Annotated in this window: 7 protein-coding genes and 1 pseudogene; 5 read left to right on the top strand and 3 right to left on the bottom strand. The window is 70.9% G+C overall.

Translation table 11 applies throughout. From position 1 onward, the window contains the following. The coding region (locus ABZ371_RS26795; protein WP_358684141.1) for a DUF2530 domain-containing protein at positions 1-250 on the bottom strand (250 nt) is incomplete at its 3' end. 208 nt (positions 251-458) lie between these two features. On the opposite strand from ABZ371_RS26795, the gene ABZ371_RS26800 reads away from it, so the two are divergent. Further along, complete coding sequence (locus ABZ371_RS26800) at positions 459-1,913, top strand: NCS2 family permease (RefSeq protein ID WP_358684143.1); 1,455 nt, start codon at positions 459-461, stop codon at positions 1,911-1,913. Positions 1,914-1,949: 36 nt separating this feature from the next. Here ABZ371_RS26800 and ABZ371_RS26805 read toward each other — a convergent pair whose 3' ends face one another. Continuing rightward, the gene (locus ABZ371_RS26805; protein ID WP_358684145.1) at positions 1,950-2,165 is read right to left on the bottom strand and encodes a hypothetical protein; all 216 of its coding nucleotides are present in this window, start codon (positions 2,163-2,165) and stop codon (positions 1,950-1,952) included. Between the two features lie 133 nt (positions 2,166-2,298). Between ABZ371_RS26805 and ABZ371_RS26810 the strand changes: the two genes are divergently transcribed. The 3 genes from ABZ371_RS26810 to thpR all read left to right on the top strand — a co-directional run bounded on the left by ABZ371_RS26810 (position 2,299) and on the right by thpR (position 4,896). Further along, positions 2,299-2,739 carry a MarR family transcriptional regulator gene (locus ABZ371_RS26810; RefSeq protein ID WP_358684147.1) on the top strand — a complete coding sequence of 147 codons (441 nt, stop codon included), beginning with the start codon at positions 2,299-2,301 and terminating at the stop codon, positions 2,737-2,739. 91 nt (positions 2,740-2,830) lie between these two features. Further along, entirely contained in the window at positions 2,831-4,165 is a 1,335-nt protein-coding gene (locus ABZ371_RS26815) for an MFS transporter (RefSeq protein ID WP_358684149.1), read from the top strand. 188 nt (positions 4,166-4,353) lie between these two features. Continuing rightward, complete coding sequence (gene thpR, locus ABZ371_RS26820) at positions 4,354-4,896, top strand: RNA 2',3'-cyclic phosphodiesterase (RefSeq protein ID WP_358684153.1); 543 nt, start codon at positions 4,354-4,356, stop codon at positions 4,894-4,896. A 165-nt stretch (positions 4,897-5,061) separates the two neighbouring features. Here thpR and ABZ371_RS26825 read toward each other — a convergent pair whose 3' ends face one another. Further along, positions 5,062-6,057, bottom strand: a complete 996-nt coding sequence (locus ABZ371_RS26825; RefSeq protein WP_358684151.1) for an aldo/keto reductase — start codon at positions 6,055-6,057, stop codon at positions 5,062-5,064. A gap of 274 nt (positions 6,058-6,331) precedes the next feature. Here ABZ371_RS26825 and ABZ371_RS26830 point away from each other — a divergent pair. After that, positions 6,332-6,814: pseudogene (locus ABZ371_RS26830) on the top strand (hypothetical protein); the annotation flags it as partial. Positions 6,815-6,885 lie beyond the last annotated feature (71 nt).

Raw genomic sequence — 6,885 nt, forward strand, 5'->3', positions numbered from 1 at the left:
GCCCGGCGGCCGCGGCCCGCCTGATCGCGGCCTCCCGGCCCCGTACGTACCAGATGCCGATCAGGCCGAGCCCGGCTCCGGTCAGGCAGGTCCAGATCCACCACGTGTGGCCGTGGTCGTCGAACCATCCGTAGAAGGGGAGCTGCGCGAGGAAGAGGACGAACCAGAGGATCGTGCCTCCGGTGACGGTGGCGACGACGGGGCCCTCCAGGGGCTCGGGCGCCTCGTGCTTCGGTGTCCACTTCTGCATGGGATCAGTCTAGGGCTCGGCTTCGCACCGGCGTCCGGGCCGGTCGGCGGTGCGGCGGGCGGGCAGTCGGCCCAGGGGTCTACGCGCGGAGATAGCGATCTTCGCTTTATGTATTCATACTGAATCCGCTTACGACTGTCTCGATTTATTCGTGTGAAAGTCCAAAGCTGACCCCTCTCCCCCTCTACGTCATGACTGAGGTCCCCACATGCCCCCCTCGGCCACCGCTCCGGTCGACTCCGCGCCGCCGCCGGCTCCCCAGCCGCACAACGGACTGGACCGCTACTTCAAGATCTCCGAGCGGGGGTCGTCGGTCGCCCGCGAGATCCGTGGCGGATTCGCCACCTTCTTCGCGATGGCGTACATCATCGTGCTGAACCCGATCATCCTCGGCAGCGCGAAGGACATGTACGGGCACCAGCTCGACGGCGGCCAGCTCGTCACGGCCACCGTGCTGGCGGCCGCCTTCTCCACCCTCCTGATGGGCGTCATCGGCAACGTGCCGATCGCGCTCGCCGCCGGACTCGGCGTCAACACCGTCGTCGCCCTCCAGCTCGCCCCCCGGATGAGCTGGGCCGACGCGATGGGCATGGTCGTCCTCGCCGGCATCGTCGTGATGCTGCTGGTCGCGACCGGGCTGCGCGAGCGGGTGATGAACGCCGTCCCGAAATCGCTCCGCAAGGGCATCGCCATCGGGATCGGCCTGTTCATCCTGCTGATCGGCCTGGTCGACTCGGGCTTCGTCTCCCGCATGCCCGACGCGGCGCACACCACCGTGCCGCTGCAGCTCGGCAGTGACGGCCACCTCAACGGCTGGCCGGTGCTCGTCTTCGTCCTCGGCACGCTGCTCACCCTCGCGCTGATCGTCCGCAAGGTGCCGGGCGCGATCCTCATCTCCATCGTCGCCATGACCGTCGTTGCGCTGGTCATCGACGCGGTCGCGGACCTGCCCGCCGAGGCCTGGGGGCTGACCGTCCCCCAGTGGCCCGGCAACCCGGTCTCCTCCCCGGACTTCGGGCTGATCGGCCAGGTCAGCCTGTTCGGCGGCTTCCACAAGGTCGGCGTGCTGACCGGTGTCCTCTTCGTCTTCACCGTGCTGCTGTCCTGCTTCTTCGACGCGATGGGCACCATCCTCGGCGTCGGCGACGAGGCGAAGCTCATGGAGAAGGACGGCACCTTCCCGGGGATCAACAAGGTCCTGTTCATCGACGGCGTGGCCGTCGCCGCGGGCGGCGCCACCTCCTCCTCCGCCACGACCTGCTTCGTCGAGTCCACGGCGGGCGTCGGCGAGGGGGCCCGGACCGGTGTCGCCAGCGTCGTGACCGGACTGCTCTTCACGGTGTCGCTGTTCCTGACACCCCTGGCGACGATGGTCCCCTCGCAGGCCGCCACCCCGGCACTGGTCGCGGTCGGCTTCCTCATCCTCGCGGGCTCCGTACGGGACATCGACTGGAGCGACCTCACGCTCGCGATCCCGGCCTTCCTCGCGATGCTGATGATGCCGCTGACCTACTCGATCACCAACGGCATCGGCATCGGCTTCATCGCCTTCAGCGTGCTGCGCCTGGTGGCGGGCCGTGGCCGGGAGGTCCCGGCGGCGATGTACGCCGTCTCCGCGGTCTTCGTCTTCTACTACGCGATGCCGGCCCTCGGCCTCACCTGAGCCCGCCCGCACCGACCCCCACGGGGCGGATGCCCGTCACGTCACCCGGTCGGCCGGGCCGGACTGACGGGGGTCCGCCCCGTAGAACTTCTCCGTCTCGTCGACGGCGGCGTTGAAGCGTTCGTCGAAGTCGTCGCGGACCAGCGTGCGGACCACGTAGTCCTGGACGCTCATGCCGCGTCTGGCGGCGTGGCGGCGGAGCCGGTCGAGCAGCTCCCCGTCTATGCGCAGGCTGAGCACTGTGGATCCCATGCCAGCAGGGTCGCGGCACAGAAGGCCGTTCCGGGAGTATTTCCGCCCCACACTCACTCGTTCGGGTGGTCACTTTCTCGCGCGTGTACCACCGACTGGTCTTTAGTGTAGCTAATGAGTTAGGCTAATAAACATGCCTGACCTGATCCACGACAGCGACACAGCCGCTGCCGTGAGCTCCCTCCGCTCGGCCGTGATGCTGCTGGGCCGGCGCCTCAAGCACCAGCGCGTCGACGAGTCGCTGAGCCCGACCGAGATGTCGGTGCTCGGCACGCTCGCCCGTTGCGGGTCCGCCACCCCCGGTGAGCTGGCCCGCAAGGAGCACGTGCAGCCGCCGTCCATGACGCGCATCGTGGCGCTGCTGGAGGCCAAGGGCCTGGTCAGACTCGAACCGCACCCCGATGACCGCCGGCAGAAGATGGTCAGCCGGACCGAGCAGGCGGAAGCCATGCTCGCCGAGAGCCGCTCCAAGCGGAACGCCTGGCTGGCCCACCTCGCCGAAGGCCTGGACGAGGACGAGTGGGAGAAGCTGCGGGCCGCCGCGCCCGTGCTGGAGAAGCTCGCCCACCTCTGACCGACGGGTTTCACCGGGCCGCGGTCCGGGGTACCCGCCGACAGGTCCTCGTCAGTACGTACGCCGTAGACGCCCGAGGAGGCGACCTCTTTTGAGTTCGGGATCCGGAGCAGACTCCGCCCCCGCACCGACTTCCACCCACGAGAGCAAGACCGGCGGGACCTTCTCGTCGCTGAAGATCCGCAACTACCGCCTGTTCGCCACGGGCGCCGTGATCTCCAACACCGGTACCTGGATGTCCCGCATCACGCAGGACTGGCTCGTCCTGAGCCTCACCGGGTCCGCCGCGGCCGTCGGTATCACCACGGCCCTCCAGTTCCTCCCGATGCTGCTCTTCGGCCTGTACGGCGGCGTCATCGCCGACCGGCTCCCGAAGCGGCGCCTGCTGCTGATCAGCCAGGCCGCGCTCGGCCTGTGCGGGATCGCGCTGGCCGTCCTGACCCTCTCCGGCGTCGTCGAGGTATGGCACGTCTACCTGATCGCGTTCCTGCTCGGCATGGTCACCGTGGTCGACAACCCGGCACGCCAGTCGTTCGTCTCCGAGATGGTCGGCCCCGCGCAGCTGCGCAACGCCGTCAGCCTCAACTCGGCGAACTTCCAGTCGGCCAGGCTCATCGGCCCCGCCGTCGCGGGTGTCCTGATCACCACGGTCGGCAGCGGCTGGGCGTTCATGTTCAACGGGCTGTCCTTCATCGCCCCGCTCGTCGGCCTGATGATGATGCGTACGAGCGAACTCCACGCGTCCGTGACGGTCAAGCGCGCCAAGGGCCAGCTCCGCGAGGGCCTGCGCTACGTGTCCGGCAGGCCCGAGCTGGTCTGGCCGATCGTCCTGGTCGGCTTCGTCGGGACGTTCGGATTCAACTTCCCGATCTTCCTGACGGCCTTCGCGGACGACGTCTTCCACGGCGACGCCGGGATGTACTCTTTCTTCAACATCCTCATGGCGGCCGGCTCCCTCGCCGGGGCCCTGCTCGCCGCCCGCCGCCGCTCCTCGCGGCTGCGGATGCTGGTGGCCGCCGGCACGCTGTTCGGCCTGCTGGAGATCGCCGCGTCCCTGTCGCCGTCCGTGTGGCTGTTCTCGCTGCTGCTGGTCCCGATCGGGATGATCGGGCTGACGACCAACATCAGCGCCAACACGAGCGTCCAGATGGCCGCCGACCCCGAGATGCGGGGCCGGGTGATGAGCCTCTACATGATGGTCTTCGCCGGCGGGACGCCCGTGGGCGCCCCGATCGTCGGCTGGATCAGCGACGCCTACGGCGCCCGGACGGGCATGGCGGCCGGCGGGGCGATCTCGGCGCTGGCCGCGATCGGCGTCGGCTTCATGCTGACCCGCGTCGGCGGCCTGCGCCTCAAGCTCGACCTGCGTTCAGGCCGTCCGCACGTGCGAATAGTCCCGCGCGAGCAGCTGGCCACCGCGGCCTGAGAGCCGCGCGGCGATCGCGAGCACTGCCCTTCTCCCGAGCCGGGAGGAGGGCAGTCGTGTCGTCGGTCGCGGCGGCGTGCCGCCCGGCGCGTCGGCCCGCGGTCGTCCGCCCGGAGCCGCGCACGCACCGGAGCTGGGACACTCACCGCATGAGCAGCCCCCGCACCCGGTGACTCTTCGTCGCCGTCCTGCCGCCCCCCGCCGCGACCGGGGAACTCGCCCGGGCCGTAGCCGGACTCCAGGAGCTGCCCGGCGCCCTCGGACTGCGCTGGACCGCCCGCGCGGGCTGGCACTACACCCTCGCCTTCCTCGGCGACGTCGAGGAGGAGGTGCTGCCGGACCTGTACGGGCGGCTGGAACGGGCCGCACACCGGACCCCGCCGTTCCCCCTGCGCGTCCACGGCGGCGGACGCTTCGACGGGCGGGCCCTGTGGGCGGGGGCGGCGGGCGGCCTCGACACGCTGCGCCTGCTGGCCGAACGCTCCCACGCCGCCGCCCGCAGGGCGGGTGTGGCCATGGAGGAGCACCGCCGCTACACCCCGCACCTCACCCTGGCCCGCAGCCGGGAACCCGCGGACCTGGCGCCCTTCGCCGAGGCGCTCGGCGGCTTCGAGGGCGTGCACTGGGAGGCCGGCGAGCTCAGTCTCGTACGCAGCAACCTGCCCGCGGGCGGGGTGCCCGGGGAGCAGCCGCGGTACGAGGTGGTCCGAGCCTGGCCACTGGGACGGTGAGCGGGGCGGTTACGCTCTTCGGGTGGACCCGAAGACCAGAAACCGCATCATGGCGGCCGTGCTCGTGCTGATGTTCGTCGTCGTCGCGGCGGCGGCCGCCCTCGGAGGCTGACCCCGCGAGGACGGCCGCACGCACGTCGTCGGTGTACCGCTTCCGGCCTGGCCCTACCAGGCGAAGTTCTCCGGCGACGGGCCGGGGCCGGGGAAGATCTCGTCCAGCGCGGTCAGCACCTCGTCCGACAGCTCCAGCTCCACCGCGCGCAGCGCGGAGTCGAGCTGTTCCCGCGTACGCGGGCCCGAGATCGGGCCGGTGATCCCGGGGCGGGTCAGCAGCCAGGCCAGGCCCGCCTCGCCGGGCTCGAGTCCGTGCTTCTCCAGCAGGTCCTCGTACGCCTGCACCTGCGCCCGTACCTTCGGGTCGGCGAGCGCGTCGGCTGACCGGCCGGAGGTGGAGCGGGCGCCGCCGCCGTCCCGCTCCTTGCGGATCGCGCCACCGAGCAGACCACCGTGGAGCGGCGACCACGGGATGACCCCGAGGCCGTACTCCTGGGCGGCCGGGATGACCTCCATCTCGGCGCCGCGCTCCATCAGGTTGTAGATGCACTGCTCGCTGACCAGGCCGTAGCCGCCGCGCTGCCTGGCGCGCTCGTTGGCCTGGGCGATCTTGTAACCGGAGAAGTTGGACGAACCGGCGTACAGGATCTTGCCCTGCTGGATCAGTACGTCGATCGCCTGCCAGATCTCGTCGATCGGAGTGTCGCGGTCCACGTGGTGGAACTGGTACAGGTCGATGTGGTCGGTCTGCAGCCGCTTGAGGCTCGCGTCGACGGCCCGCCGGATGTTCAGGGCGGACAGCTTGTCGTGGTTGGGCCACGCCTCGCCGTCGGCGGCCATGTTGCCGTAGACCTTGGTGGCGAGGACGACCTTGTCGCGGCGGTCACCTCCCTGCGCGAACCAGGTGCCGAGGATCTCCTCGGTGCGGCCCTTGTTCTCGCCCCAGCCGTAGACGTTGGCGGTGTCGAAGAAATTGACGCCGGCGTCGAGGGCGGCGTCCATGAGCGCGTGGCTGTCGCTCTCGTTGGTCTGGGGGCCGAAGTTCATCGTCCCCAGTACGAGGCGGCTGACTTTGAGTCCGGTGCGTCCGAGCTGCGTGTACTTCATGACCCCCAAGCCAACTCCTTCGAGCGCGCTCGAAGCAAGAGGGGACGCCGGCGGAGGGGCCGCGGGACGCTCGTCCGGGGCCTCGCCATCCGTGTCGGCGGGGCCGGCGGCCGGGCGACCGGCGGTGCTGCCGCGCGGCTGCGCGTCGGATCCCGACGGGGAACAAGGACGGTGGCGGGCCCCGCCGTCCGGCCGGAAGGCGCGGAGCCGTGCGGAGCACACCCGGTGGACGGCGCTCGCCGGCCCGGGTCCGCGAAGGCGTAGCGTGGGCGCCGTGAACGCGACTCCGCAGGTGCTGGCCGTACTCGACGAACTCCTCGCCGCCGCACCGGACGCGCGCGGCGCGCTGTGGCATCTGGCCGAAGGCGGACGCGAGTTGGACGCCAACATCGTGCGGCTCCCGCCGGGCGCCGCGGTGGGGGAGCACCAGGAGGACGTACTCGACGTGCTCCTGGTCGCCCTCGGGGGCGAGGGCACGCTGCGCACGGGCGACGACAGCCTCCGCCTCGTCCCGACCACTCTCACCTGGCTGCCCCGCACCTCCCGCCGGGCCCTGGAGGCGGGGCCGGAGGGGCTGACGTACCTCACGGTGCACCGCCGGCGTCCGGGCCTCGCGATCAAACCGGCCGTCGGCCCGCCGGACGCGATCGAGGGGGGCGAGGCCCCGTGCATGCTGGACCTGGTCTGCCCGGAGTGCGGCCGCCTCTCGGCGGACCGGGCGCCGAAGTTCTGCAGCGCGTGCGGAGAGCCGTTCCCGCCGACGGACTGCGGCCGCAACGAGAACGGCAAATTCAATCCGGACAACGTCATCGCCGCTCCCGGAGTGAG

Source organism: Streptomyces sp. NPDC005899 (assembly GCF_040629645.1).
Taxonomy (GTDB): domain Bacteria; phylum Actinomycetota; class Actinomycetes; order Streptomycetales; family Streptomycetaceae; genus Streptomyces.